At 70.1% G+C, this 23,557-nt stretch carries 19 protein-coding genes; 9 read left to right on the forward strand and 10 right to left on the reverse strand.

What is annotated here, in order from left to right; translation table 11 throughout:
• Positions 1-446 precede the first annotated feature (446 nt).
• The 5 genes from ACQE3L_RS14890 to ACQE3L_RS14910 all read right to left on the reverse strand — a co-directional run bounded on the left by ACQE3L_RS14890 (position 447) and on the right by ACQE3L_RS14910 (position 6,668).
• Complete coding sequence (locus ACQE3L_RS14890; protein ID WP_426964650.1) at positions 447-1,343, reverse strand: ABC transporter permease; 897 nt, start codon at positions 1,341-1,343, stop codon at positions 447-449.
• Positions 1,340-2,305, reverse strand: a complete 966-nt coding sequence (locus tag ACQE3L_RS14895; protein ID WP_426964651.1) for an ABC transporter ATP-binding protein — start codon at positions 2,303-2,305, stop codon at positions 1,340-1,342. The genes ACQE3L_RS14890 and ACQE3L_RS14895 overlap by 4 nt, the downstream gene beginning before the upstream one ends.
• Positions 2,306-2,391: 86 nt before the next feature.
• Positions 2,392-3,705: an ABC transporter ATP-binding protein gene (locus ACQE3L_RS14900; RefSeq protein WP_426964652.1), complete on the reverse strand. Its 1,314-nt coding sequence runs from the start codon at positions 3,703-3,705 to the stop codon at positions 2,392-2,394.
• Positions 3,695-5,593, reverse strand: coding sequence for an ABC transporter permease (locus tag ACQE3L_RS14905; RefSeq protein ID WP_426964653.1), 1,899 nt, complete (start codon positions 5,591-5,593; stop codon positions 3,695-3,697). Before ACQE3L_RS14905 ends, ACQE3L_RS14900 begins: the two co-directional genes overlap by 11 nt.
• A gap of 7 nt (positions 5,594-5,600) precedes the next feature.
• Positions 5,601-6,668 (reverse strand): thiamine ABC transporter substrate-binding protein, encoded by a 1,068-nt coding sequence (locus ACQE3L_RS14910; RefSeq protein WP_426964654.1) that lies wholly within the window; start codon positions 6,666-6,668, stop codon positions 5,601-5,603.
• A 120-nt stretch (positions 6,669-6,788) separates the two neighbouring features.
• Between ACQE3L_RS14910 and ACQE3L_RS14915 the strand changes: the two genes are divergently transcribed.
• Both ACQE3L_RS14915 and ACQE3L_RS14920 read left to right on the forward strand, forming a co-directional pair.
• Positions 6,789-7,793, forward strand: a complete 1,005-nt coding sequence (locus ACQE3L_RS14915) for an AI-2E family transporter (protein ID WP_426964655.1) — start codon at positions 6,789-6,791, stop codon at positions 7,791-7,793.
• A gap of 88 nt (positions 7,794-7,881) precedes the next feature.
• Positions 7,882-10,182 carry a PKD domain-containing protein gene (locus ACQE3L_RS14920; RefSeq protein WP_426964656.1) on the forward strand — a complete coding sequence of 767 codons (2,301 nt, stop codon included), beginning with the start codon at positions 7,882-7,884 and terminating at the stop codon, positions 10,180-10,182.
• 92 nt (positions 10,183-10,274) lie between these two features.
• Here the strand turns inward: ACQE3L_RS14920 and ACQE3L_RS14925 are convergent, their stop codons facing one another.
• On the reverse strand, positions 10,275-10,715 hold the full coding sequence (locus ACQE3L_RS14925; protein WP_426964657.1) for a DUF5807 family protein: 441 nt from the start codon (positions 10,713-10,715) through the stop codon (positions 10,275-10,277).
• 186 nt (positions 10,716-10,901) lie between these two features.
• Here ACQE3L_RS14925 and ACQE3L_RS14930 point away from each other — a divergent pair, with 186 nt between their 5' ends.
• From ACQE3L_RS14930 to pheT, 3 genes are all read left to right on the forward strand, one after another.
• The gene (locus tag ACQE3L_RS14930; RefSeq protein WP_058367636.1) at positions 10,902-11,108 is read left to right on the forward strand and encodes a cold-shock protein; all 207 of its coding nucleotides are present in this window, start codon (positions 10,902-10,904) and stop codon (positions 11,106-11,108) included.
• A 407-nt stretch (positions 11,109-11,515) separates the two neighbouring features.
• The gene (gene pheS, locus ACQE3L_RS14935; RefSeq protein WP_426964658.1) at positions 11,516-13,024 is read left to right on the forward strand and encodes a phenylalanine--tRNA ligase subunit alpha; all 1,509 of its coding nucleotides are present in this window, start codon (positions 11,516-11,518) and stop codon (positions 13,022-13,024) included.
• Positions 13,024-14,754 (forward strand): phenylalanine--tRNA ligase subunit beta, encoded by a 1,731-nt coding sequence (gene pheT / locus ACQE3L_RS14940; protein WP_426964659.1) that lies wholly within the window; start codon positions 13,024-13,026, stop codon positions 14,752-14,754. Before pheS ends, pheT begins: the two co-directional genes overlap by 1 nt.
• Before the next feature lie 636 nt (positions 14,755-15,390).
• Here the strand turns inward: pheT and ACQE3L_RS14945 are convergent.
• Positions 15,391-15,936, reverse strand: coding sequence for a GNAT family N-acetyltransferase (locus tag ACQE3L_RS14945; RefSeq protein ID WP_426964660.1), 546 nt, complete (start codon positions 15,934-15,936; stop codon positions 15,391-15,393).
• On the reverse strand, positions 15,933-16,301 hold the full coding sequence (locus ACQE3L_RS14950) for a universal stress protein (RefSeq protein ID WP_426964661.1): 369 nt from the start codon (positions 16,299-16,301) through the stop codon (positions 15,933-15,935). The genes ACQE3L_RS14945 and ACQE3L_RS14950 overlap by 4 nt, the downstream gene beginning before the upstream one ends.
• Positions 16,302-16,402: 101 nt before the next feature.
• Between ACQE3L_RS14950 and ACQE3L_RS14955 the strand changes: the two genes are divergently transcribed.
• From ACQE3L_RS14955 to ACQE3L_RS14965, 3 genes are all read left to right on the forward strand, one after another.
• Positions 16,403-17,137, forward strand: coding sequence for a DUF5806 family protein (locus ACQE3L_RS14955; protein ID WP_426964662.1), 735 nt, complete (start codon positions 16,403-16,405; stop codon positions 17,135-17,137).
• A gap of 111 nt (positions 17,138-17,248) precedes the next feature.
• Positions 17,249-18,067, forward strand: coding sequence for a BtpA/SgcQ family protein (locus ACQE3L_RS14960; RefSeq protein WP_426964663.1), 819 nt, complete (start codon positions 17,249-17,251; stop codon positions 18,065-18,067).
• A gap of 406 nt (positions 18,068-18,473) precedes the next feature.
• The gene (locus ACQE3L_RS14965; RefSeq protein WP_426964664.1) at positions 18,474-21,137 is read left to right on the forward strand and encodes a valine--tRNA ligase; all 2,664 of its coding nucleotides are present in this window, start codon (positions 18,474-18,476) and stop codon (positions 21,135-21,137) included.
• Positions 21,138-21,209: 72 nt separating this feature from the next.
• On the opposite strand, the gene ACQE3L_RS14970 is transcribed toward ACQE3L_RS14965, so the two are convergent.
• Complete coding sequence (locus ACQE3L_RS14970; RefSeq protein ID WP_426964665.1) at positions 21,210-22,268, reverse strand: quinone-dependent dihydroorotate dehydrogenase; 1,059 nt, start codon at positions 22,266-22,268, stop codon at positions 21,210-21,212.
• 91 nt (positions 22,269-22,359) lie between these two features.
• Complete coding sequence (locus tag ACQE3L_RS14975; RefSeq protein ID WP_426964666.1) at positions 22,360-22,563, reverse strand: hypothetical protein; 204 nt, start codon at positions 22,561-22,563, stop codon at positions 22,360-22,362.
• Between the two features lie 354 nt (positions 22,564-22,917).
• Between ACQE3L_RS14975 and ACQE3L_RS14980 the strand changes: the two genes are divergently transcribed.
• Positions 22,918-23,226 carry a non-histone chromosomal MC1 family protein gene (locus ACQE3L_RS14980; protein WP_426964667.1) on the forward strand — a complete coding sequence of 103 codons (309 nt, stop codon included), beginning with the start codon at positions 22,918-22,920 and terminating at the stop codon, positions 23,224-23,226.
• The last annotated feature ends 331 nt before the right edge of the window (positions 23,227-23,557 follow it).

The following is a 23,557-nucleotide window of genomic DNA, read 5'->3' on the forward strand; positions in this document are numbered from 1 at the left end:
CGCGTGCGCACCGCGCGCGCGGGAGGCGGCGGCGCGGCCGCGCTGCGGTGCGGTGCTGTTCCGCGGCCGCGCCCAGCCCGAGGCTGGGGAGGTGTGAGGCTGCGGTGCTGGGCGGTCGCGGTGCGGTTGTGGTGCGGTTGCGGGGTGGGACTGAAAGGGGCAGCCGGCTCGATCCCGCCCGGACGACGTAAGCACTCGCGCCGAGCTGTGCGGAGAGGCGCGAGCGCGCAGCGAGGCCCGGCGGGTCGAGCCGGCTGGGGCTTTCTGGGTGGTGCTGTCCCACACAGCAGGATCGCCAGCAGTTTCAAAAACGTTGTACGGAGAGCCGGCTGGGGATTTCTGGGTGTTGCCGTCTCGAGCGGCAGGACCCGCACCCGAAACTGCCCCCGGTCAGTAGCGGTCGTCAGCATCGACGACCCGCCACGAAACCCCGTACTGCGACCCGTCTACAGGTCCGCGCGTTCGAACAGGACCATCCCCACGTAGACGGGGACGACGAACCACAGCACCATCAGCGCGGCCACGAAGGGGTCGGTGAAGACGACCGGAAGCTCCTGACCGAGCGCCTCCTGCGCGGCCGGGTCGGGAAACAGGAAGAAGCCGAACAGCTGCTGGCGCGCCTGCATCTGCGACTCGAAGACGAGCGAGTCGGCAAGCGTCTTGTACGCCGCGATGGGGTTGAGCAGCTTGGCCCCGAGTTCGACGAGGTAGCGGTTCTGGGCGGTCAGGCCGGCGTACTCCTGGAGCCCGCCGGCGATCCGGCTCGTGGCGGTGCCCCAGAACACCTGGAACAGGACGAACGCGCCGACGGACCCCACCATCGCCTCGCGGTCGCTGCGCGCGGCCGCGGAGATGCCGACCGCGAGGCCGACGAAGACGACGCCGAGCAGCATCGTCAGGAAGCCGAACGCGAGGAAGCTCGCGAGCGCGAAGCCGGAACTCGCGGGGATCAACACCAGCCCCGCGGCGAGGAACCCGACCGCGATGGGGAGCGCGATGACCGCCGACCGGCCGAGCACCTTACCGACGACCACGTCGGCGCGGGAGTGAGGCAGCGACAGCAGGAGCTTCAGCGTCCCGCTCTCGCGCTCGCGGGTGATCGACGCGTAGCCGACGACGATGGCGATGATCGGCACCAGCACCGCGGTCCCCTCCTTCATCAACTGGATGAACAGCAGCGCGATGCCGGTCGCTTCCGCTCCGTCGCCGAGGCCGATGCCGAGCGTGAACCGGAACAGCGCCGGCCCGGCGAACAGGACGACGAACAGCGCCGACAGCACCCAGATCCACCGCGAGCGCACCGCGTCGCGGAAATCCTTTCGCGCGACCGCCTCGAGGCTCATTCGGCCACCCCCCCGGTGGCGGCCGAATCACGCTCGTCCGTCCCGTTATCCTCCGGTGCGGCGCCCTCGGTGTACGCCAGGAAGAGGTCCTCCAGCGAGGCCTCGGCGGTGGTGAAGTCGGTGACGGTGACGCCGGCGTCCTCGAGCGCGCCGATGACGGCGGTCTTGGCGCCGCTCTCGCAGTCGACCGTGACCGTGGTGCCGTCGGTCGCCGCGCCGCTCACACCGTCGAGCGCGCGGACGGCCGCCAGGTCCTCCTCGCTCGCGCCGTCGACGGAGACGCGGAGCGTCTCGCCGCTGCCGACGGTTTCGCGGAGCCCCTCGATGGAGTCCTCGGCGACGAGTTCGCCCGCGCGGAGGATGCCGACGCGGTCACACACCGCCTCGACCTGCCCGAGCACGTGCGAGGAGAAGAAGACGGTCGCGCCGCGCTCGGCCTCCTCACGGACGATCTCGCGCATCTCCTTGGCGCCCGCGGGGTCGAGCCCGGAGGAGGGCTCGTCGAGGATCAGCAGTTGGGGCTGGCCGACCAGCGCCATCGCGAGCGCGAGCCGCTGGGCCATCCCCTTCGAGTAGCCGCCGGCCTTGCGGTCGGCGTCCTCCAGCAGGCCGACCCGCTCGAGCACCGGGTCGGGGTCGACGTCGAGCTCCTTCGACTCGATGGCGAACTCGACGTGTTGGCGGCCGGTGAGCCGCTCGTAGGTGGAAAACCCCTCGGGGAGGACGCCGATGCGCCGCCGGATCGCGACGCTCTCGGCCTGCGCGTCGCGGTCGAGCACGCGAACCTCGCCCGCGGTGGGGCGGACGAAATCGAGGACCATGTTGATCGTCGTCGACTTACCGGCGCCGTTCGGGCCGAGGAAGCCGAACACCTCGCCCTCCTCGACGGTCAGGTCGAGGTCGTTCACGGCGGTGACGTCGCCGAACCGCTTGGTGACCCCGGACAGCTCGATGGCGCTCATGCCCCGGGGTTCCCGCGCTCCCGAATAAAGGGTTTTGGCTGCCCGGCGCGGTCGGAATGGCCCCGCAGCCGCGTCCCGTGGCGCCCTTAGCGACGCTCTCGCGCGAAGACGTGCGCGTCCGCGGGGTCGAAGCCCACCCGGACCGTGCCGGAGAGCGGGTCGGTCGTCCGGACCACCAGCGTCCGGTTCCCCCACGCGAGCCGGACGCGCGTCGTCTCCCCGAGGAACTCCGCGCTCGCGACGGACCCGCGGAGGACGTTCGCGGGGGGGTCGTCGCTCTCCGCATCCCCCTTCGCCTCGTTTCCCTCGGTCCCGCTGACCCGCAGGATCTGCAGGTTCTCGGGTCGGACGCAGAACGCCAGGTGGTCGCCGACGGCGACCGCGCCGGGGGTTCGAACGCGGACGACGGCCTCGCCGACGTCGACCGCGGCGACGGTACCGTCCCGCTCGGCCGCGGCGTCCGCGCCCCCGCCCCCCGACCCCTCCATTTCGACTGGAGAACCGCTACCATGCGTCGCCTTCTCGTGGGAAATAGCGTCGAGTTGATCGGTGGGTTCGGTGCCGGTGCCGGCCGCGGCGTCGGCCACGTTCTCGACCGCCTCGACGCGTCCCTCGAAGACGTTGTTGTCCCCGACGAACTCGGCGACGAACCGGGTAGCCGGCCGGCGGTAGACCGTCCGCGGCGGCGCGACCTGCTCCGGCGTCCCCTCGCGCATGACGGCGACCCGGTCGGAGACGGCGAGCGCCTCCTCCTGGTCGTGGGTGACGTAGACGGTCGTGATGCCCAGCTCCCGTTGGATGGCCTTCACCTGCGCCCGGAGGCGCTCGCGGAGCTGCGCGTCGAGCGCGCTCATCGGCTCGTCCAACAGCAGGACCTCGGGGCCGGGCGCGAGCGCGCGGGCCATCGCGACGCGCTGGCGCTGGCCGCCGGAGAGCTCGTCCGGCTCGCGGTCCGCCATCCCCGGCAGGTCTACGAGCTCGAGCAGGTCCCGCACGCGCTCTTCGCGGGTGACGCCGCCGGGCGGTTCGGCGAAGTTGAGGCCGTACGCGACGTTCTCGCCCACGGTCATATGCGGGAACAGCGCGTAGTTCTGGAAGACGACGCCGACGTTCCGCTCCTCCGGAGGGACCCCTTCGACGGACCGGCCGCCGAGCCGCACCGTTCCCGCGTCGGGGGCCTCGAAGCCGGCGATCAGTCTGAGCGTCGTCGTCTTGCCGCACCCGGAGGGGCCGACGAGCGTGAAGAACTCCCCTTCTCGGATCCGCAGGTCCACGTCCGACACCGCGGTCGCGTCGCCGTAGCGACGGCTCACGCCGTCGAGTTCGACCGCGACGGGGGCGTCGTCGGGAGCGGCGTCGGAGGCGTCACCGTCGCCGCCCGGCCGGTCCTCAGAGCCCACCGGTCTCACCTCCGAAGCGGTCGATGACGACGAAGCTCGCGCTCGTGACGAGGAGCAGGACGACGCCCATGGCGGTTGCCGGTCCGAGCCGTCGCCCGATGAATCGTTCGATGGCGACCGGCATCGTGTACTGCTCCGTGCCGGTCGCGAGCACCACCGTCGCGGAGAACTCCCCCATCGAGATGGCGAACGCGAACGCGGCGCCCGCGACCACGCCCGGCCGCACGAGGGGCAACTCCACGTCCAGTAACGCCCGCGCCCGAGACGCGCCGAGCGCGCGCGCCGACTCCACGAGCGAGCGGTCGAGCGCGTCCAGCCCCGGCCCGACCGTCCGCACGACGAAGGGGTAGCCGGCGACCGCGTGGGCGGCGACGACCGCGAGCGCACCCCCGACCGCGATCCGCGTCCCCCAGACCTCGACGCCGAAGACGAGGCCGCGGAGCAGGCCGAGGCCGACGACGATGCCGGAGATCGAGAGGGGCGCCATCCCGACCGCGTCCACCAGCTTCCGCCCGCGATAGTCCCTGGTCGTCAACACGGCGACGACGACGCCCATCGGGAGCGCGACCGCGAGCGCCCCCACGCCGAACAGCAGCGAGTTGCGGACCGCGGGCCACGGCCGCACCTGAAACGCCGCGCCGGTGCGCTGACGCTCCACCAGGAACCGGTAGTGCTCCAGCGTGAGCCCGTCTGGTCCCGTGACGCTCGCGAGGAGCATGCTGAGGACGGGCGCCAGAAACACCGTCAGCGCGACGAGCGCGTACGCCGCGACGCCGACCCGGACGAGGGCCTGGCCGAGCGAGGGCGACGCGGGGAGGAGCCGGTGGCGCGGCAGGGGTCTGACGCCCCGCGACCGCACCGTGTGGCGCGCCTCGTACCGCAGGTAGGCGTACAGCAGGCCGAGCGACACCGCGAGTTCCACGATGGCCAGCGCGGCCGCCTCGGCGTACTCCAGGTTGCGGATCAGCCGGTAGACGAACACCTCTATCGTGGCCAACTCGAAGCCGCCGAGCGCGAGGACGATGGGGAACGTGCCGAAGGTGAACACGAACGTCAGCGCGGCGCCCATCAGGACCGCGGGGTACACCTGCGGCGCCACCACGTCCCGGAACGCGCGCAGGGGGCCCGCGCCGAGGCTCCGGGCGGTCTCGACCGCGCTCGCGTCCACCGACTCCCACGCCGCGGTCGTCACCCGGGTCACGAGCGGCGCGTTGTAGAACGCGTGGGCGATCACGACCGCCTCCAGCGTGAACAGCAGGTCGACCGTCGGCAGCCCCACCGCGCTCAGCGCCGCGTTCAGCGTACCGTCGTCGCCGAAGGTTGCGACGAAGCCGACCGCGACCATGATCGACGGGAGCACGAACGGGAGGATCGTCAGCGAGCGCAGGGTGCGACGACCGGGGAACTCGAACCGCGCGAGCACGTACGCGCCCGGGAGCCCGAGCGCGACGCTTGCGAGCGTCGACAGCGCCGCCTGATACGCCGTGAACCCGACGATCCCGAGCCGGCGGTCCGGGCCGAGCAGCCGTCCGGCGACCGCGAGGGGCGACTCGCCCGCGAACAGCCCCGCGAGGTCGCCCAGGTAGAAGGGGTCCCGGAGGACGCCGACCAGCACCTCGAGCGTGTAGCGCCCGTCGACCCGGACAGCCTCGACGAGGACGGTGCCGACGGGGTAGTAGAACAGGACGGCCAGGAGCAGAACCGTCGCGGCCGCGAGAGCGGGGAGGACGCGACGCTCGGCGCAGTCGCGCGCGGTCCGAGCGGCGGCGCTCGACGCGTCGCCGTCCTCCGCGGCGTCCGAGGCGTCCGCGGCGTCACCGGGCGTGGTCCCGCCGTCCTCCGCGGCGTCGCCGGGCGCGGTCCCGCCCGTCTCCGAGCCGTCGCTCACGGCGGGTTCAGTTGCCGGCGAACTGCCGTTCCCAGGCGTCGACCCACTCACTGACGGAGCCTTGCAGCTCCTCGTACGTGAACGTCACCGGTTCGGGCGGCTCCTTGGCCAGCTCCGCGTAGTCCTCGGAGAGCTCCGCGGTGTCGGTCGCCGGGAACTGGACATTGCGCTGGGCGATCTCGCCCTGCACGTCGGGCCGCAGCATGAAGCTCATGAACTCGCGAGCGAGCTCCGGGTTGCTCGCGTCCGCGAACCGCGCCATCCCCTCCGGGTTGGCGTACGCCTGGTCGTTCAGGAAGCGGATCTGGTGTTCCTCGAGGTCCTCCCCCTCGCCCGCCGCGAACACCTGGTCGGTGGAGTAGGAGACGACCATCGGCGCCTCGCCGCCGGACCACGCCGCGTAGGCGTCGCTCCACGACCCCAGCACGCGCACGTCGTTGGCCTGCAGGTCCTCCCAGAAGTCGAGGTACCCGTCCTCGCCGAAGCGGTGGACGGTGTGGAGCAGGAACGCGCGGCCGGTCGCGCCGCTTGGGTCCTGCGCGATGAGGTCGCCGCGGTACTCCTCCTCGAGCAGTCCCTCGAACGTCTCGGGGGCCTCCATCTCGGTGCCGTCGTAGACGAGGCTGATGTACCCCGTGTCGTAGGGGATCGCCCGCCCCTGCGGGTCGAAGTCCAGCCCCTCGCGCACGTCGTCGGTCCCCGGTACGTCGCCGGCCTCCACGAAGAGGTCCCCGTCCAACTCGTCGTCGACGCGCACGAGGTCGTCGGTGTTGAGGCCGACGTAGAGGTCCGCGGAGATGTCGACGTCGGCGGCCCGGCGCTCGACGTAGTAGTTGAGCTCGTTGTCCGGCGTCTGCCAGACGAGTTCGGCGTCGAACTCCTCCTCGAACGTCTCCTTGAGCCACGCGCCCGGACTGGTCGAGGGCGCGTCGATGAACGAACTGTACGTCCCCACGACGAGTCGGTCCGGGGACTCGTCGCTCTCGCCCGGCGCCGCACAGCCGGCGAGCGCCGTCGCCCCGGCCGCGCCCGCGGCCGTCAGAAAGCTCCGTCTGTCGAGTCGTCGGTTGCTCATTACTGGGTAGTCCCACTTGGTGGTACTTAACCGGCACGTTCCGTGGCGGTCCCTTCCGTCGCCGGTCGGGGGCAACCGGCTGCCGCCGACATTTATGGTCCCGCGGCTCCCGGACGACGTATGACGCGACGCCGGCAGGTTCTCGGCGGTCTGACGGTGCTGTTCGGGCTCTTCGCGGTCGCGATCCTGTGGGAGGTCGTCGGGACGGTGTTCTTCGCGCTCACGGTCGCGTACGTGCTCGCGCCCGTTCGCCGGCGGCTGGCGGGCGTCGGTGCGTCCCGGCGCGTCGCGGCCGGCGTGGCGACGGCGGCGGGATTTCTGGGGACAGTGGTCGTGTTCTCCCCGCTGCTGTTCGTGCTCATCGTCCGGTTGGAGAGCGTCGTCGACGCCATCGAGCGGGCGCCGGAGACGGTGACGCTGGAGCTGTGGGGGTTCAGCCACACGGTCGTGACCGCCGACGCCGCCGCGGAGGCGACCGACGCGATCGTCGCCACGGCCGCGGGGGTCGCGAGCGCGGCGCCGGTCCTGCTGATCAAGCTGATGCTGTTCGTCTTCGTCGTCTACTCGCTGCTCTACTCGGAGCGGAGCCTCCGCCGCGCCGGGCTCGCACTGGTCCCCCCGGGGTATCGGGACCTCGCGGGCGCGCTCCACACTCGCGCGCGGCGGACGCTCTACGGGATCTACGTCGTGCAGGCCGCGACCGGGATCGCGACGTTCCTCGTCGCGCTCCCGGTGTTTCTGGCGTTCGGGTACCCCTCGGCGATCGCGTTGGCGACCGCGGCGGGCGTGCTCCAGTTCGTCCCCGTTCTCGGCCCGAGCCTCCTGATCGTCGCGCTCGCGGCCTCGCACCTGTTGGCAGGTGACGTTGCCGCCGCGCTCGCCATCTTCCTCGTCGGGGGGTTCCTGGTCGGCTGGGTGCCGGACCTGGTGGTGCGACCGTGGCTCGCGGCCGAGACCGCGAAGCTCCCCGCCAGCCTCTACTTCATCGGCTTCACCGGCGGCGTGCTCACGATCGGCGCCATCGGCGTCATCGTCGGTCCGCTCGCGGTCGCGCTCGTCTCCGAGCTGTCCAGCCAGCTCTCCGACGAGTTCAACCGCATTCGCGTTCGGGAGGAACCGGACTGATCGGCGACGAGGCGGTCCGTGGCCGCCTCCCGCGGCGGACATGATTGGCCACCAACCATTTTGGTGGGGAGATCGAACATAATTGTACATGAACAAAAACAGCGAGCGGAGCGGCCGCTTCACGTCTCTGGCGGCGGCGATCATGGCGGTGGTCGTAGTCGTCAGCGCGGCCGCAGGTGGGGCGGCGGCCGCGACGTCGTCGGTCCAGGCCGGCGGTACGCACGCCGACCTCGGACAGGACGGAGGGGTAACGCAGAACGTCGAACCGACCGATCAGGAGAACGTCTCCCTCGTGTACGTCGACACGGACACGGACAACGTCACCGTCGTCACCGGGAACGCAAGCGGCGCGTCGACCCACGACCTGAACGTCAGCGCGACCGCCATCGGGCCGGCCGCCGACCTCACCGGCGACGGGACGTTACAGGTGCCATACATGAATAGCAACGGCGACCTCTTCGTCGTCAACGTCACCGACGGGAACACGACGCAGGTCGCGTCGTCGGCCGTTCAGTCTCCGAGCCGGATGGCGGTCGGGACTTGGAACGGCTCGTTCGGCATCCTCGCGGCGAACAGCGACGACGACATCGTTCGGTTCCACTACAACGCGACCGCCGACGCGTGGAACGAGACGACCGTGAAGTCCAGCGCGGACGCGCAGGCGGTGCTGGGCGTGGCCGACTACGACGGCGACGGCGACGACGAACTCGTGTACGTCAACTCCAACCCGTACGTCGCCTACCTTTCGCAGTCGGGCGAGACGACCACCGTCGGCAGCGTGACGATCGGGCAGGGGAGTAACGTGTACGGTGCGGGGGCTCCCGCGAACCTCGACGGAACCGGCGACGTTCGGGTCCCGGTCGTTTCCAGTTCGGCGGCGCCCGGCCTCCTCGATTCCGAGAGCAACCTGGAGGTCCTCGACGACACGGACGGCCAGAAGAAGCCCGTCACCGCCGCGAACTGGTCCGGTGGCCCCGAGAAGGAACTCGTCTGGATGACGAGCTCCGGCTCGATCAGCTACACGACGCTCAACGGCACCACGTCGTCGGTCAACGCGGACGGGAACCAGATCAGCGGCGTGCAGAGCGCCGGCGTCGCGGGCGTCTACGCCTACGAGGAACCGAGCTTCGAGGTGTCCGACTTCGAACTCGCACAGACGGGGTCACAGAACGTCACTGCCTCGTTCGATACGCCCACCCAGATCGACGGGGCGAACGTGACGATCGAAACGCCGTCCGGATCGACGGAGTACATCTCGCTGAGCGGGAACGAGTCCTCACGGACCGGCGGCGACGAACTCCTCTACGAGTACTCGATCGTCTACGACGGTGACGCCGACGGACAGTACAACGGCACCCTCTCGAACGTCACGCCCGCGACCGCCGCGGACGAGGTGAGCCCCGGCCTCGAAGCGTCCACGACGGTCGACTCCGTCCCGCCGACGGTCACCGCCTCCGGCGACACGACCGCGACCGCGGGCGAGTCCGTGAGCTTCTCCGCGAACGCCAGCGACGCCACGACCAACGTCACCTCGATCCAGTGGGACTTCGGCGACGGCGCGAGCGACACGGGCGCCGACGTGACCCACACCTACGACGCCGCCGGCGAGTACACCGCGACCGTGACGGCCACGGACGCGGCCGGCAACGAGAACACGGACACGGTGACCGTCGACGTGAGCGCCCCGGACGACGACTCGGACGCGGACGAGTCCGGGAGCACGCTGCCCGCGGACGTCCGCGAGCGCGACAACGCCGCCATCGATTCGGACGACGTGGCCCGGCTGCTCGGAAGCGACGTGCAGCGCATCGAGTTCGAGTCGGCGCCGACCGACGAGACCGTCGTCGTCGACCGCGTCAGCGACCTGCCGGAGGACGCGCCCGACCTCGACGACGTAGTCTCGATCTACCGGATCGACGTGCCCGCGGCGGCGAGCGGCTCGGAGGCGACCCTCGAGCTCTCCCTCGAGGAGAGCGAACTGGACGGCGCGGACGCCTCGGCGGTCGTCGTCGAGCGCTACGACGGCGACGAGTGGACGGCGCTCGACACGTCCGCGACCGTCGAGGACGGCGAGGTCGTCATCGAGGCCGAGACAAGCGGCTTCTCGACGTTCGCGGTGACAACGTCCGGCGACGCGACGGACGACTCCGGTTCGGGCGACGGAACGTCCGACTCGAACGACACCGGCGACGGAACGCCGGAGACCACCGAGGAGTCGAACACCGACGACTCGTCCGACTCGGACGACACCGGCGACTCCGGGAGCGGCGACTCCACGGTCGAGACCAGCGAGACGCCGACCGCGTCCGGCGTGAACGTCCCCGGATTCGGCACCGTCGTCGCGCTGATCGCGCTCGTCGCGGCCGCCTTCCTGGCGCGGCGTCGGTAGCCCGCGGTCCGCTTCCGCTCGCCGTCCGCCATCCGCTCGCCGTCCGCCCGCACCCCGTCTTTCTCTCCTGTTTCCTCTCCGTGGTCTGCCCGTCAGTCGCTCCGCGTGCCGACGACCCACTTGTGGGAGTAGCTCTCCCCGCACGCGCAGTGCGCGTACGCGTGTACCACGTCGCCCTCCGCGTAGAGGCCGCCGACCTCCTCGTTCTGGGCCTCCGCGAACGCGAAGACGAACCGGACCTCGTGGTCGGCTTCGGGGTCCTCGTCCGCGAACGGGCACGCGCCGCCGTCGAGCGTGTGCGCGATCTCGCCCTCGTTGGCCATCGCCTCCTTCGCGAACGCCATGGCGTCCATGCCGGTCCCGGCCTTGAACGCCGAGCGGCCGGTCTCACCGTCGACGACGACGCGAACGCCGCCGTCGGTCTCCCTCCCGACCTCGCGGAGTCGGGAGTCGTCGTCGAGGTACGAGTCGCTGATGAACAGCACCACGTCGTCCGGTCGGTCGCCGGACAGGAACGCGTCGAGGTCGCTCATTACCGGCGATGGGGCGGCCGGGCGTAAAAGCGGCCCTACTGCGGCCCGCGGTGCTCCATCGCCGTCCGAGGACGCCAGGGGAGCGTCCGTTTCCCGCCGCTCGTAGCGGTCATTCGTCCAGCCGAGGGTCGTGGTAACCGTACCCTCGCAATCCTTATCCCTGAAACGGCCATACGTTTGTTTGCAATGGCAAACGGTAAGGTTGACTTCTTCAACGACACTGGCGGCTACGGTTTCATCTCGACTGACGACGACGCGGTCGACGACGACGAGGACGTTTTCTTCCACATGGAGGACGTTGGCGGTCCGGACCTCGAGGAGGGGCAGGAAGTGGAGTTCGACATCGAGTCGTCCCCCAAGGGCCCGCGCGCGACGAACCTCGTCCGCAACTAACTACTGAATTATCGGCCGTCGCGTCAGCGATGGGCGACGATTCCGCTTTTCGGACTATTCATACCTCGGAGCCGCGGCGCTCGTCGGCGAGCGGCCGGCGACCGTATTTTTAAGTCAGTTCTCGCGTGACGCGTAGGCATGGCGTTCGACTCCGCCGCCGACCGTACCGCCCGTCCGACCGACAACGGCGGGACCGCGTTCTTTTTCGGCTGACCGGCCGCGGCGGAGCGCCCCCGCGGCGGGGGCGTGAAACCGGGCCGTTCGGCGGGGTCGCCCAGTCCCGATCGCCGCGACCGCGGAGGCTTCGGCGCGCGTCGGCATCTCGCGCTTCCCCGGGCTCCGCGCTCCCGCGTCGCGGCGTCCCGCAACCGTTACCTATCGACCGCTCGCGTATCCACACAACCAGAATGCGACTTCCGGAACGACAGCTCGCGGTGCTCGACGCCGCGAGCGCGAACGACGAACGGACCATCGACGAGATAGCGGCGTCGACCGGGCTCAAGCCCGAGACCGTCACGGGCGCCGCCTTCGACCTCCGCGACGCCGGGCTGATCGGCGTCGCTGAGACCGCCGACGAGACCATCGAACTCACCGAGGAGGGCCGCGAGTACGTCTCCGAGGACCTCCCCGAGGCCCGGCTCTACTGGACGGCGCTGGAACTCGGCGCGGCCGACGAGCCGGTCCCGATGGGCGAGGTCATCGAGAACGCCGCGCTCGCGGGCCCCGAGGTGGACATCGCGCTCTCGAACTTCGCGCGCAAGGGCTTCGGCGCCATCGAGTCCGGTGCGGTCTCGGTGAACGCCGACGCGGACCCCGACTCGGACCCCGAGGCCGCGGCGCTTTCGGCGCTCGCGGACGGCGAGGCCCCCGACGCCGACGAGGCGGTCCTCGACCAGCTGGAGCGCCGAGGCCTGATCGACCGCGTCGAGCACACCACGCGCTCGCTGACGCTGACCGACGAGGGCGTCACGGCGCTGATGGAGGGCGTCGAGGCCGCGGAGACGGTCGACGCCGTCACTCCTGAGCTCCTCACCAGCGGCGAGTGGGAGGACGTGGAGTTCACCGAGTACAACGTCGAGGCGGACGCGCCCGCGGTCGAGGGCGGCCGCAAGCACGTCCTCCGGGGGACCGCCGACCGCGTCAAGGACGTGCTCGTCGGCATGGGCTTTCAGGAGATGGAGGGGCCCCACGCCGACGCCGACTTCTGGATCAACGACTGCCTGTTCATGCCGCAGGACCACCCGGCGCGCACCCACTGGGACCGGTTCGCGCTGGACGTGCCGCCGATCCAGGAGCTGCCCGACCGGCTGGTCGAGCGCGTCGAGTCGGCCCACCGCGAGGGCTGGGGCGAGGACGGCGACGGCTACCACTCGCCGTGGGACCGCGACTTCGCCGAGGCGGTCGCGCTGCGCGGCCACACCACCTCGCTGTCGATGCGCTACCTCTCGGGCTACGCGGGCGCCGAGCTGGAGCCGCCGCAGCGCTACTTCTCGGTCGAGAAGGTGTACCGCAACGACACGCTCGACCCGACCCACCTGCTGGAGTTCTACCAGATCGAGGGATGGGTGATGGCCGAGGACCTCTCGGTGCGCGACCTGATGGGTACCTTCGAGGAGTTCTACCGCCAGTTCGGCATCGAGGACATCCGGTTCAAGCCGCACTACAACCCCTACACGGAGCCGAGCTTCGAGCTGTTCGGCAAACACCCCGAGACGGGCGAGGAGATCGAGATCGGCAACTCCGGGCTGTTCCGCGAGGAGGTGCTCGGCCCGCTCGGCGTGGAGTGCGACGTGATGGCGTGGGGGCTCGCCCTCGAGCGGCTCGCCATGCTCACCACGGGCGCGGAGGACATCCGCGACCTCCACGGGACGCTGGCCGACATCGACTTCCTGCGGAACGCGGAGGTGACCTACTGATGCCCGTCGTCGACATCGACCCCGACGAGCTGCGCGAGCTGAGCGGTCACGAGGAGAAGGACGACGAGGAGCTCAAAGACGACCTGTTCGGCCTCGGGCTGGAGTTCGAGGGCGAGACCGACGAGGGGGAGCTCCAGTTCGAGTTCGCGCCCGACCGGCTCGACCGCCTCAGCGTCGAGGGCGTGGCGCGCTCGCTGCGCTACCACTACGGCGACGCGCGCGGCGTCCACGTCCCCGACACGAACGACGCCGACTGGACCGTCGAGGTCGAGGAGTCCGTCCCCGACGAGCGCCCGTACGTCACGGCCGCGGTGATCCGCGGCGTCGACCTCGACGAGCGCGCGCTCGACTCGCTGATCCAGCTGCAGGAGAAGCTCCACGCGACGATGGGCCGCGGCCGCGCGAAGGGCGCCATCGGCATCCACGACCTGACGATGCTGAAGGGCGCCGCCCACGGGGAGGAGGGGACGAACTCGATCACCTACCGCGGCGTCGAGCCGGACGGCGACACCTTCGTCGCGCTCGACTCCGACGCGGAGCTGACGCCCGCCGAGGTGCTGGCGAAGCACGACACGGGCCGGAAATACGCCGACCTCGTCGCCGACTACGAGCGTTACCCCGCGATCTACGACGACCTCGGTCTGTTCTCGTTCCCGCCGGTGATCAACGGCCGCCGGACCGAGGTGACCACCGGCTCCCGCGAGCTGCTCGTGGAGCTGACCGGCACCGACCAGTGGACGATCGACCGCATGTGCAACATCGTCTGCTACGCGCTGGCGGCCCGCGGCGCGACCATCGAGGACGTCGACATCGAGTACGCCGGTGAGGGACCGGACGGCCGCGACGAACTCGTCCGCCCGGACCTCGAGGTGGACGAGAAGTCCGTCACCCACGACCGGATCGAGACGACCGTCGGCGTCGAGTTCGAGCCGGAGGAGGTCGTCGACCTCTTCGAGCGCTCGGGGCTGGACGCGAGCTACTCGCTCGGCGAGGACGTCACCTACGACGTGGAGATCCCGCCGTACCGCGTCGACGTGCTCCACCCGACGGACCTCGTGGACGACGTGGGCCGCGCCTACGGCTTCAACGACCTCGAGTCGCGGTACCCCGACGTGGGGACCGTCGGCGGGCGCCACGAGCGCTCCCGGCTGGAGGACGCCGTCCGCGAGGCGCTGATCGGCCTCGGTTTCGAGGACCTGCTGAATTTCCACATGACCAGCGGCGAGGCCAACTACGACCGGATGGGCGTCGAGCCCGGTGCGGACGTCCTCGGCGGCGGCGAGCCCGTGGGGATCACGGAGCCGTACAGCGAGGACTACACCCAGCTCCGGACGTGGGCGCTCCCCTCGATCATGACGCTCCTGGAGCGGAACACCCACCGCGCGTACCCGCAGGACGTGGCCGAGGTCGGGCTGGTCGCCGAGCGCGACGAGTCCGAGAACACGAACGTCGCCGAACACCGCACCGTGGCCGCCGCGCTCGCCCGGCAGGACGCCGGCTACGAGGACGCGAAGGCCCGCCTGCAGGCGCTTGCCGGGCGGTTCGACGTCGACCTGGAGACGCCTCGCACCGAGCACCCCTCATTCATCGACGGCCGGACCGCGGCCGTGGTCGTCGACGGCGAGGCGGTCGGCGTCGTCGGGGAGATCCACCCCCGCGTACTGGTCGAGCACGACCTCGAACTGCCGGTGGCCGCCTTCGAGTTCCGACTGGACGCGCTGGCGGAGTAGGGCGTCCGCCCCGGTCGCTCGTTCGCGTCGCCGTTCATAGCGATCCGTCGAAGTTCTCGGCGGCTTCAGACGGAACGGTGACGAGGGCGGTCGGATCGCGGGGATATCTGCCAGTTCGAACGCCCCAGCGCTCCTCTCTACTACGTCCGCGGATTTTCTGTTTTTGTGGCTGACCCTACTTCTGGGGTCAGCAACATCCAGAAAGCTCCTGCTGGCTCTCCCTACGACGCGTTTCTTGTTTCTGGCGCAGATCCTGCTGCTTGGGACAGCACCACCGAGAAAGCCCCAGCCGGCTCGACCCGCCGGGTTCCGGCAGACGGTCCGGGCTGCCTGCAGTAGCGGGCTGCCGGGCTGCGACTTGCTGACTCTCGCTCGGGAGGCTCGCGAGAGCGTCGTCCGGGCGGGACCGAGCCGGCTGCCCCTTTCAGTCCCACCCACCGCGACCGCCCCGCGACCGCCCCGCGACCTCGCACCTCCCCAGCCTCGCCACGGAGCAGGCCGCGCGACAGCACGGCACCGCGGCGCGGCCGGCTCCGTGGGCTCCCTCGCGCGCGTTGCTCGCGCGCGCCGACCGCACCGCCGCGATCATTGACCGGGCAGCCGATGTTAAAAAACAGACATTTCCGTGGCTTACCGTCAGTCGTTTTCGCCGTCGTTCAGCCGGATCGCCATCTCCAGTTCGAAGCTCTCGGCGTTGGAGGTCTCGAAGCCGATCTTCTTGTAGAGCGCGACCGCGGCGCGGTTCCAGCGCTCGACGGTGAGCCACACCTTCCGGATCCCCTCGGCCTGCCCGTAGCCGAGCAGCGCCTTCATCAGCCGCGTTCCGATGCCGGCCTCTTGGTACGCCTGCAGGACGAAGATGGCGAGCTCGTAGGCGTCCTCGTCCGGGACCAGCGTGGCGTGGCCGGCGGCGTCGTCGCCGTGCCACGCGATCACGTTCAGGCAGTCGTCGGCGAGGATCGTGTCGAGCCAGTCGCGGACCGCCCCGGGCTGGCTCGGGGGGATCCCCTGCGCTCGGTCCGCGGGGTCGAAGGCGTCGTACATCTCCGCGAGCGCCTCGTGTTCCGCGTCGCTCCCGTCGTAGGACCGGATCTCGATCGGCCGCCCCTCGCGGTCCTCGAACGACAGCGGCGGCTCCGGGAACCGCTCGGCCACGTCGTCGGGGAAGCGGGCGGGCGTCATCGGACCAGCGTGACCGAGGTCGTGGCGTTCAACAGGACGAACTGCGCGATGCTCCCGAGGTTGATCTTCCCCATCGGGCTGGTCTGGCCGCCGCCGAGCGCGATGACGTCGAACCCCTCCGACTCCGCGATCTCGACGAGCCGGCTCCCGGGATCGCCCTCGACGCGGCGGATCTCCGCGTCGAGCGCGGCGTCGGCGAGCACCTCTTCGGCGCGTGCGACGACCTCCTCGGGCGACCGCGGTGAGTCCGGGTTCTCCACGACCGCCACCGTCAGGTCGTCGCCCGCGGTGACCGCCCGCTCGACGGTCCGCTCCAGCGCGTGCAACGAGTCGTCGCTGCCGCCGATCCCGAGAAGCACCTTCATGCCCGTTTCCTCTACGGCGCACCTCAAAAGGGTTGTCCGTCCGGGGGCAGGAGATCCGGTCGACGGGAACCCTTTTGCCCGGCGCTGGGGTTAGGTGGGGTATGAGCGAGGACCCTGCAGGCGCGTCCGACGCCGCGGACGCATCCCCCGAACCGTCCGAGAGCGCGTCCGACGCCCCGGCGGAGGCGCCCGCCGAGTCGGGCGAGTCGTCCGCCGACTCACAGGAGACGCCCACCGAACCGGACGAGTCGTCGACCGGCCCGCAGGACGCGGCCGACGCCGGATCGGCCTCGGGCGACGACGTGCCCCCGGACGTGCAAAAGTACGAGCGCTTCACGAAGATGGACGGCGCGCAGTACGACCGCGTCAACGAGTTCCTGCGCGACCGCACCTACATCACCGCCCGCGAGTGGGCCATCGCGCGGCTCTGTGCGGACTTCCGGACGGAGACGGGCGTCGAGATGACGAAGATCGGCGAGAACCTCCCCGAACTCGTCCCCTTCATGACCGACACCTACACGCCGCAGGCGGTCAACCAGGCGCGCCACTCCTTCGAGGAGAAGGTGACGAAGGCGGGTGCTACGTTCCTCTACGGCGCGATGTGCGGCTTCTTCACCGCCGAGGACTTAGACGAGATGATGTACGAGGTGACCGAGATCGCGAAGTTCCTGATGGAGGTCGAGGGGGTCGACCTCGCGGTCGAGGACGAGCTGGAGGCCGAGGAGCGCATCTCCAGCGTGATGCGGGAGGTCCGCGAGGAGAGCCAGCGCCTCCGCGGACAGGAGGTCACCTGCCCCGAGTGCGGCCACGTTCACGAGCCGACTCCCGACGAGTAGGGCGCCCGCGGCCGGTTCCGCCGGAGTCCCTGCCGCCGCGTTTTCCACCGTCGACGCCCTCGACCGTCGACGTTCCGACACCACTTAGCCACCGGGACGCTCACCACGCCCATGGACTTCGAGACCACCTTCGGAACGTCCAGGCCGGTGATCGGGATGGTCCACCTCGGCGCACTCCCCGGAGCGCCGCAGGCGGACGCGGGGATCGACGCGGTCGTCGAGCGCGCGGTCGCCGACGCCCGGGCGCTCGACGCCGGCGGCGTCGACGGGATCATGGTCGAGAACTTCGGCGACGCGCCCTTCTACCCCGACGACGTGCCGAAACACACCGTCGCGTCCATGACGCGCGCGATCACCGAGATCGCGGCCGCCACGGACCGCCCGCTCGGCGTGAACGTCCTCCGGAACGACGCGCCCGCAGCGGTGGGCATCGCGGCCGCGACCGGCGCGGACTACGTCCGCGTGAACGTCCACACGGGCGCGCGCGTCTCGGACCAGGGCGTCCTGCAGGGGCAGGCGCACGAGACGATCCGGCTCCGGGAGCGGCTCGACGCCGGCGACGTGGGCGTGTTCGCGGACCTCGACGTGAAACACTCCGCGCCGCTGGCGTCGGGCGAGTTCACGGCCGAGTCGTTCGCCGACCAGACCGAGCGCGGCCTCGCGGACGCCGCGGTCGTCTCCGGGCGCGGCACCGGCGAGCCGACCAGCCCCGCGGACCTCCGCGAGTGGGCCGCGCGCCGGGACGAAGTCGGGCTGGACACGCCGATCCTGGTGGGCAGCGGCGTCACCGAGGAAACCGTGGCCGACCTCCTGGACATCGCCGACGGCGTCATCGTCGGCACCGCGCTGAAGGAGGGCGGCGAGACGACCGCGCCGGTCGACGAGGGGCGAGTCGCGAACCTGGTCGCGGCCGCCGACGCGTCGCGATAAGTCGGCCCCGGGTCTCCCTACGACGCGTTTTCTGTGTCTGTTGCCGATCCTGCTGTGCTGGACAGCACCACCGGGAAAGCCCCAGCCGGGTCGATCCGGCTGCCCCTTTCAGTCCCACCCCGCGCCGTAACCGCCCCACGACCGCACCGCAGCCTCGCACCTCCCCAACCTCGGCGGCGGCGCGGCCGCGGAACCGCACGCACAGCAGGCGGCCGCGCCGCCGCCTCCCTCGCGCGCGTTGCTCGCGCGCGCCGACTGCACAAGCACCGCATCGCACCTCCATACGGCACCCCTGCGCGGCACACTTCGTGTGACGTTGCTGGCCGAACTGCCGCCAGCCGCCGCGTGCGGCCGTGCCACAGGACCGAGGCGGTTAAGGGCCAACCGCGGGAACGGGCACCCAAGAATGCCCAGCGGAGAGTATGACCCGGACACCGCCGAGCCGCACTGGCAGCGCCGATGGGTCGACGAGGAGACCTACGCCTACCCCGACGGGGAGACCGACCCGGACACCGCCTTCTCCATCGACACGCCGCCGCCGACCGTGTCGGGCAACCTCCACTGGGGCCACGCCTACGGCTCCATCCTGCAGGACATCGTCGCCCGGTTCAACCGGATGAACGGACAGGACGTCTTCTACCCCTTCGGCTACGACGACAACGGCATCGCCTCCGAGCGACTGGCGGAGCGCGAACTCGACATCCGACATCAGGACTTCGAGCGCCGCGAGTTCCAGCGGAAGTGCCGCGAGGTCTGCCGCGAGTACGAGGCCGACTTCACCGAGAAGATGCAGGGGATGGGCCTGTCCATCGACTGGAACAACACCTACCGCACCATCTCCCCCGAGGTCCAGCGCGTCTCCCAGCTCTCCTTCATCGACCTGTACGACCAGGGCCGCGAGTACCGCGAGAAGGCGCCCGCCATCTGGTGTCCGGAGTGCGAGACCGCCATCTCGCAGGTCGAGACGGAGGACGCCGAACACGACTCCCACTTCCACGACATCGCGTTCTCGGTCGCCGACGCCGGCGAGGAGTTCACCATCTCCACGACGCGGCCGGAGCTGTTGCCCGCCTGCGTCGCCGTCTTCGTCCACCCCGAGGACGACGACAACCAGCACCTCGTCGGGGCGGACGCCGAGGTCCCGCTGTTCGGCCACGACGTGCCGATCATCGCGGACGACCGCGTCGACATGGAGACGGGGTCGGGCATCGTGATGTGCTGTACGTTCGGCGACCAGAACGACATCGAGTGGTACCAGGCCCACGACCTTGACCTGCGCGTCGCCATCGACGAGTCCGGCCACATGACCGACGTGGCCGAGACCTACGAGGGGATGCACTCGAACGAGGCCCGCGAGGCCATCGTCTCCGACCTGGACGACGAGGGGTTCCTCCTCGACCGCCGCGCGATCACTCACACCGTCAACGTCCACGAGCGCTGCGGCGTCGGCGTCGAGTTCCTCGTCACCGAGCAGTGGTACATCCAGGTGCTCGACAAGCGCGAGGAGTACCTGCAGGCCGGCCGCGAGATGGAGTGGTTCCCCGAGAAGATGTTCACGCGGTACGAGCACTGGGTCGAGGGGCTCCAGTGGGACTGGCTCATCTCCCGCCAGCGCTCCTCGGGCATCCCCTTCCCGGTGTGGTACTGCGCCGACTGCGACCACACGGTCGTCGCCGAGAAGGGCGACCTCCCGGTCGACCCCCTCTCGGACGACCCGCCGGTCGACGCCTGCCCCGAGTGCGGCCACGGCGAGTTCGTCCCCGAGGACGACGTGCTCGACACGTGGGCGACCTCCTCGCTGACTCCTCTCATCAACGCCGGCTGGGACTGGGACGCGGACGCCGAGGCGTTCACCATGGAGCGGCCGGAGATCTACCCGATGGACGTGCGTCCGCAGGGCCACGACATCATCTCCTTCTGGCTGTTCCACACCGTCATCAAGTGCTACGAGCACACCGACGAGGTGCCGTTCGAGTCGGCGATGATCAACGGGATGGTGCTCGACGAGAACCGCGAGAAGATGTCGAAGTCGAAGGGGAACGTCGTCGACCCCGGCGAGGTGATGGAGGAGTTCCCGGTCGACGCGGCCCGCTTCTGGGCGGCCGGCTCCGCGGTCGGCGACGACCTCCCCTATCAGGAGAAGGGCCTCCGCGCGGGCGAGAAGCTGATCCGCAAGCTGTGGAACGCCTCGAAGCTCGTCGAGTCGCTCGCGCCGGAGCCGTTCCCGGACGAGCCGGACGAGCTCCGCGAGATCGACCGCTGGCTGCTGGCCGAACTCGACCGCGAGATCGAGTCCACCACCGAGCTTCTGGAGCGCCGCGAGTTCTCGAAGGCGCGCGACGGGCTCCGGACGTTCTTCTGGAACACGTTCTGTGACGACTACCTCGAGATCGTCAAGAACCGCGAGGACGCCTCCGCGGCGTACGCGCTCCGGACGGCCCACCGCCGGTTCCTGAAGCTGTTCGCGCCCCTGCTCGCGCACGTGACCGAGGAGCTGTGGCACGACATGTACGCCGACGCGGTCGCCGAGACGGAGGCTGACGAGGCCGCCAACGGTGCCGCCGACCCTGCGGCCGACTCGATCCACCTCGCCGACTGGCCCGAGCCGCTCGGACTGGAGGCGGACCACGCGGCCGGCGTCGCGGCGACCGACGTGGTCGGCGCGCTCCGGAAGTACAAAAGCGACAACCAGCTCCCGATGAACGCGACGCTGGACGCCGTCGAGGTGTACGGCGACGTCCGCGGCTTCGAGGCCGACATCACCGGCGTGATGCACGTCGACGACCTGACCGTCCACCCGGACGCCGACGCGCCCGTCGAGACGGTGGTCGCCGGGATCGACCTCGACTACGCCACCGTCGGCCCGAAGTACGGCGACGACATCGGCGACATCGAGGCCGCGCTGGCACAGGACGACTACGACCTCGCGGGCGAGGAACTCCGCGTCGCCGGATTCGAACTCACGGCGGACGAGTTCACCGTCGAGCGCGAGCGCCGCTACGACGGCGAGGGCGAGCTGCTGGAGGTCGGCGACGTGGTCGTCATCGTCCGCAACGAGCCCGAGACGTAGCGCTTCGGGACCGCGGTTTTTCTGTCGGCGTTTTCTGTCGGCGTTCGCCGTCGAACGCCTCGCCGGATCCCACTACAGGTCGGCGCCGACCGCGTCCGCGACCGAGTCGAAGCCGTCCCGCTCAAGCAGGTCGAGCAGCCCCTCGTTTATCTCGCGGGCGAGGCTCGGCCCCTCGTAGACCAGCCCCGTGTATAGCTGGACCAGCGAGGCGCCCGCCCTGATCTTCGCGTACGCGCCCGCGGCGTCCGAGACGCCGCCGACGCCCACGACCGGCACGTCCGTGCGCTCCGCGATGAACCGGACCATCTCCGTGGCGGTCCCCTCGATGGGTGCGCCCGAGAGGCCGCCGCGCTCGGCCCGGTTCGGGCTCCGGAGCGAGTCGGGCCGCGAGGTGGTCGTGTTGGTCGCGATGACGCCGTCCAGTTCGAGGTCGTCGACGACCGCGAGCGCCTCCTCGACGGCCGGCCGGGGGAGGTCCGGCGAGAACTTCACGAGCAGGGGGGCGGCGCCGGCGTCCGACAGCGTTCCCAGGATGCGTTCGAGCGCCTCCCTGTTCTGTAACTCGCGCAGTCCGGGCGTGTTCGGGCTGGAGACGTTGACGACGAAGTAGTCGCCCGCGTCCGCGACGCGCTCGTAGGTGTACAGGTAGTCGTCGGCCGCCTCCTCGAGGGGGGTCGACTTCGACTTGCCGACGTTGATGCCGACGGGCACGTCCGGGAGCGGCTCCGCGTCGAGGCGCTCGCCGACCGCGTCCGCGCCGTGGTTGTTGAACCCCATCCGGTTGATCAGCGCGCGGTCCTCCTTCAGCCGGAACATCCGGGGCCGAGGATTTCCGGGTTGGCGCTCCGCGGTGACGCCCCCGACCTCGACGTGGCCGAAGCCGAGCGCCGCCAGCGTTCGCGGCACCTCCGCGTTCTTGTCGAAGCCGGCCGCGACGCCGACGGGATTCGGAAACGCGCAGCCGAACGTCTCCGTCTCCAGCCGCTCGTCCTCGACGACGTACCGGCGACGGAGCAGGTCGGTCGCGGGCGTGCCCTGTACCGCTCGCAGGAGCCCGTGCGTCGCCCGGTGGGCGGTCTCGGGCGGCAGCGCGAACAACAGCGGCTTGCAGAGATCGTACGCGCTCGTCATTGTCGGTCCCTCGGAGCGAACGCCCATGAAGCCGCCGGACCCGAGCGACTCGATCGGGGTCACCGACGGGAGGCGGTAAAAAAGCGCGGCGTCAGAAGTCGTGTTCGAGGTCTTCGGGGTCCGACTCGGCCTTCTGGATGATGATCTTGCCGTCGCGGACGCGGACGAACACCTCGTCGCCGATGTCCATCCCGGCGACGGCGAGTTCGTCCTCGTGGAGGTTCACGTGGACGTTGTGGTACTCGCCGTCCTCGTCCTTGGCGCCACTCGGACTGAGCTTCTTCTTGCGAACCATCGCGGTTGTCTGCCCCAACCTCGCCGCACGAGATACATAAGTGTTGTTTACGCGATGTAGGCGCCGCAGACATCGACGGACGCCTCGCGGCCATCGCGACGCGCGCACCCCTGAGGATCCGGTCCGACCGCCCGTTCCACACCCTCGTTCATCGGCCGGAACCGACCGCGGGCGAGCGAGATGACCCGTCACACCGCGGATTTTGCACCGGACCTGTGCCGAATTATCGGCGTTTCGGGGGCGGTCGAGCCCGCAACCACCACAAGGTTATAAATAGAAGGAGCCGCCGTCCCCCTATCTGCCCGATATATTTATAACAGATTGTGTGTTGGATTGCCATGGAGGTCAAAAACCATGGTACGTGAAGACGGTAAGCGGAACTTCGCGCTGCGCGAAGACGACGGTTCGGAGTCGAGCGTCTACTCGGGTAACACGCCGCGGCAGGCGGCGCTGAAGGCGGCCCGTCGGCTGGACCCCGCGAACTCGGAGTCCGCGGCCGACAAGACCGAGCTCAAGCTTCGGGAGAAAGGGACCGACAAGGTCCACATCTACGAGGGCTGGGCGTGGGAGGAGACGGCACCCGACAACAGCCCCGACTGGATGCCCGAGGAGATCACCGAAGCGAACGTCTCCAAGCAGGGCATCAAACACCTCGAAGAGTAATTCCCGGGCCGCACCGATCCGCGTTTTTCGACGCTTATACGACCGACGAGTCGCTACGCCCGGTCGCGCGGCCAGTCATTCGGCGGGACCCGCTGTGCGAGCACGGGATGACCGCTCGACCTCCGACCGCGCGATACCTTTCGCCGATGGCCGAGCCCGCGAGCTGCGGCGCTCGCGGTGCTCGACTCTCACGATCGATCGTCGTCCGCGGCGCGTGAAACCGCATGCCGTACGTCGATCGCTTCGACGGGGTTAAGTACTGGCCTGCCATTCGAATGAATGCGAAGAACGCTCCCGCGAGGGGGCGACCGGGACCCTTCGGGGTCTCGGG

It is taken from the genome of Haloparvum alkalitolerans (assembly GCF_050122995.1).
Taxonomy (GTDB): Archaea; Halobacteriota; Halobacteria; order Halobacteriales; family Haloferacaceae; genus Haloparvum; species Haloparvum alkalitolerans.

Excerpts from the sequence above, each read along its gene's own strand:
- ACQE3L_RS14890 (WP_426964650.1), bottom strand. The coding sequence starts at position 1,343 with ATGAGCCTCGAGGCGGTCGCGCGAAAGGATTTCCGCGACGCGGTGCGC.
- ACQE3L_RS14975 (WP_426964666.1), bottom strand. The coding sequence starts at position 22,563 with ATGGTTCGCAAGAAGAAGCTCAGTCCGAGTGGCGCCAAGGACGAGGAC.
- ACQE3L_RS14950 (WP_426964661.1), bottom strand. The coding sequence starts at position 16,301 with ATGAAGGTGCTTCTCGGGATCGGCGGCAGCGACGACTCGTTGCACGCG.
- ACQE3L_RS14910 (WP_426964654.1), bottom strand. The coding sequence starts at position 6,668 with ATGAGCAACCGACGACTCGACAGACGGAGCTTTCTGACGGCCGCGGGC.
- ACQE3L_RS14920 (WP_426964656.1), top strand. The coding sequence starts at position 7,882 with ATGAACAAAAACAGCGAGCGGAGCGGCCGCTTCACGTCTCTGGCGGCG.
- ACQE3L_RS14930 (WP_058367636.1), top strand. The coding sequence starts at position 10,902 with ATGGCAAACGGTAAGGTTGACTTCTTCAACGACACTGGCGGCTACGGT.
- ACQE3L_RS14915 (WP_426964655.1), top strand. The coding sequence starts at position 6,789 with ATGACGCGACGCCGGCAGGTTCTCGGCGGTCTGACGGTGCTGTTCGGG.
- ACQE3L_RS14895 (WP_426964651.1), bottom strand. The coding sequence starts at position 2,305 with ATGAGCGCCATCGAGCTGTCCGGGGTCACCAAGCGGTTCGGCGACGTC.
- ACQE3L_RS14980 (WP_426964667.1), top strand. The coding sequence starts at position 22,918 with ATGGTACGTGAAGACGGTAAGCGGAACTTCGCGCTGCGCGAAGACGAC.
- ACQE3L_RS14970 (WP_426964665.1), bottom strand. The coding sequence starts at position 22,268 with ATGACGAGCGCGTACGATCTCTGCAAGCCGCTGTTGTTCGCGCTGCCG.
- ACQE3L_RS14960 (WP_426964663.1), top strand. The coding sequence starts at position 17,249 with ATGGACTTCGAGACCACCTTCGGAACGTCCAGGCCGGTGATCGGGATG.
- pheS (WP_426964658.1), top strand. The coding sequence starts at position 11,516 with ATGCGACTTCCGGAACGACAGCTCGCGGTGCTCGACGCCGCGAGCGCG.
- pheT (WP_426964659.1), top strand. The coding sequence starts at position 13,024 with ATGCCCGTCGTCGACATCGACCCCGACGAGCTGCGCGAGCTGAGCGGT.
- ACQE3L_RS14965 (WP_426964664.1), top strand. The coding sequence starts at position 18,474 with ATGCCCAGCGGAGAGTATGACCCGGACACCGCCGAGCCGCACTGGCAG.
- ACQE3L_RS14945 (WP_426964660.1), bottom strand. The coding sequence starts at position 15,936 with ATGACGCCCGCCCGCTTCCCCGACGACGTGGCCGAGCGGTTCCCGGAG.
- ACQE3L_RS14925 (WP_426964657.1), bottom strand. The coding sequence starts at position 10,715 with ATGAGCGACCTCGACGCGTTCCTGTCCGGCGACCGACCGGACGACGTG.
- ACQE3L_RS14955 (WP_426964662.1), top strand. The coding sequence starts at position 16,403 with ATGAGCGAGGACCCTGCAGGCGCGTCCGACGCCGCGGACGCATCCCCC.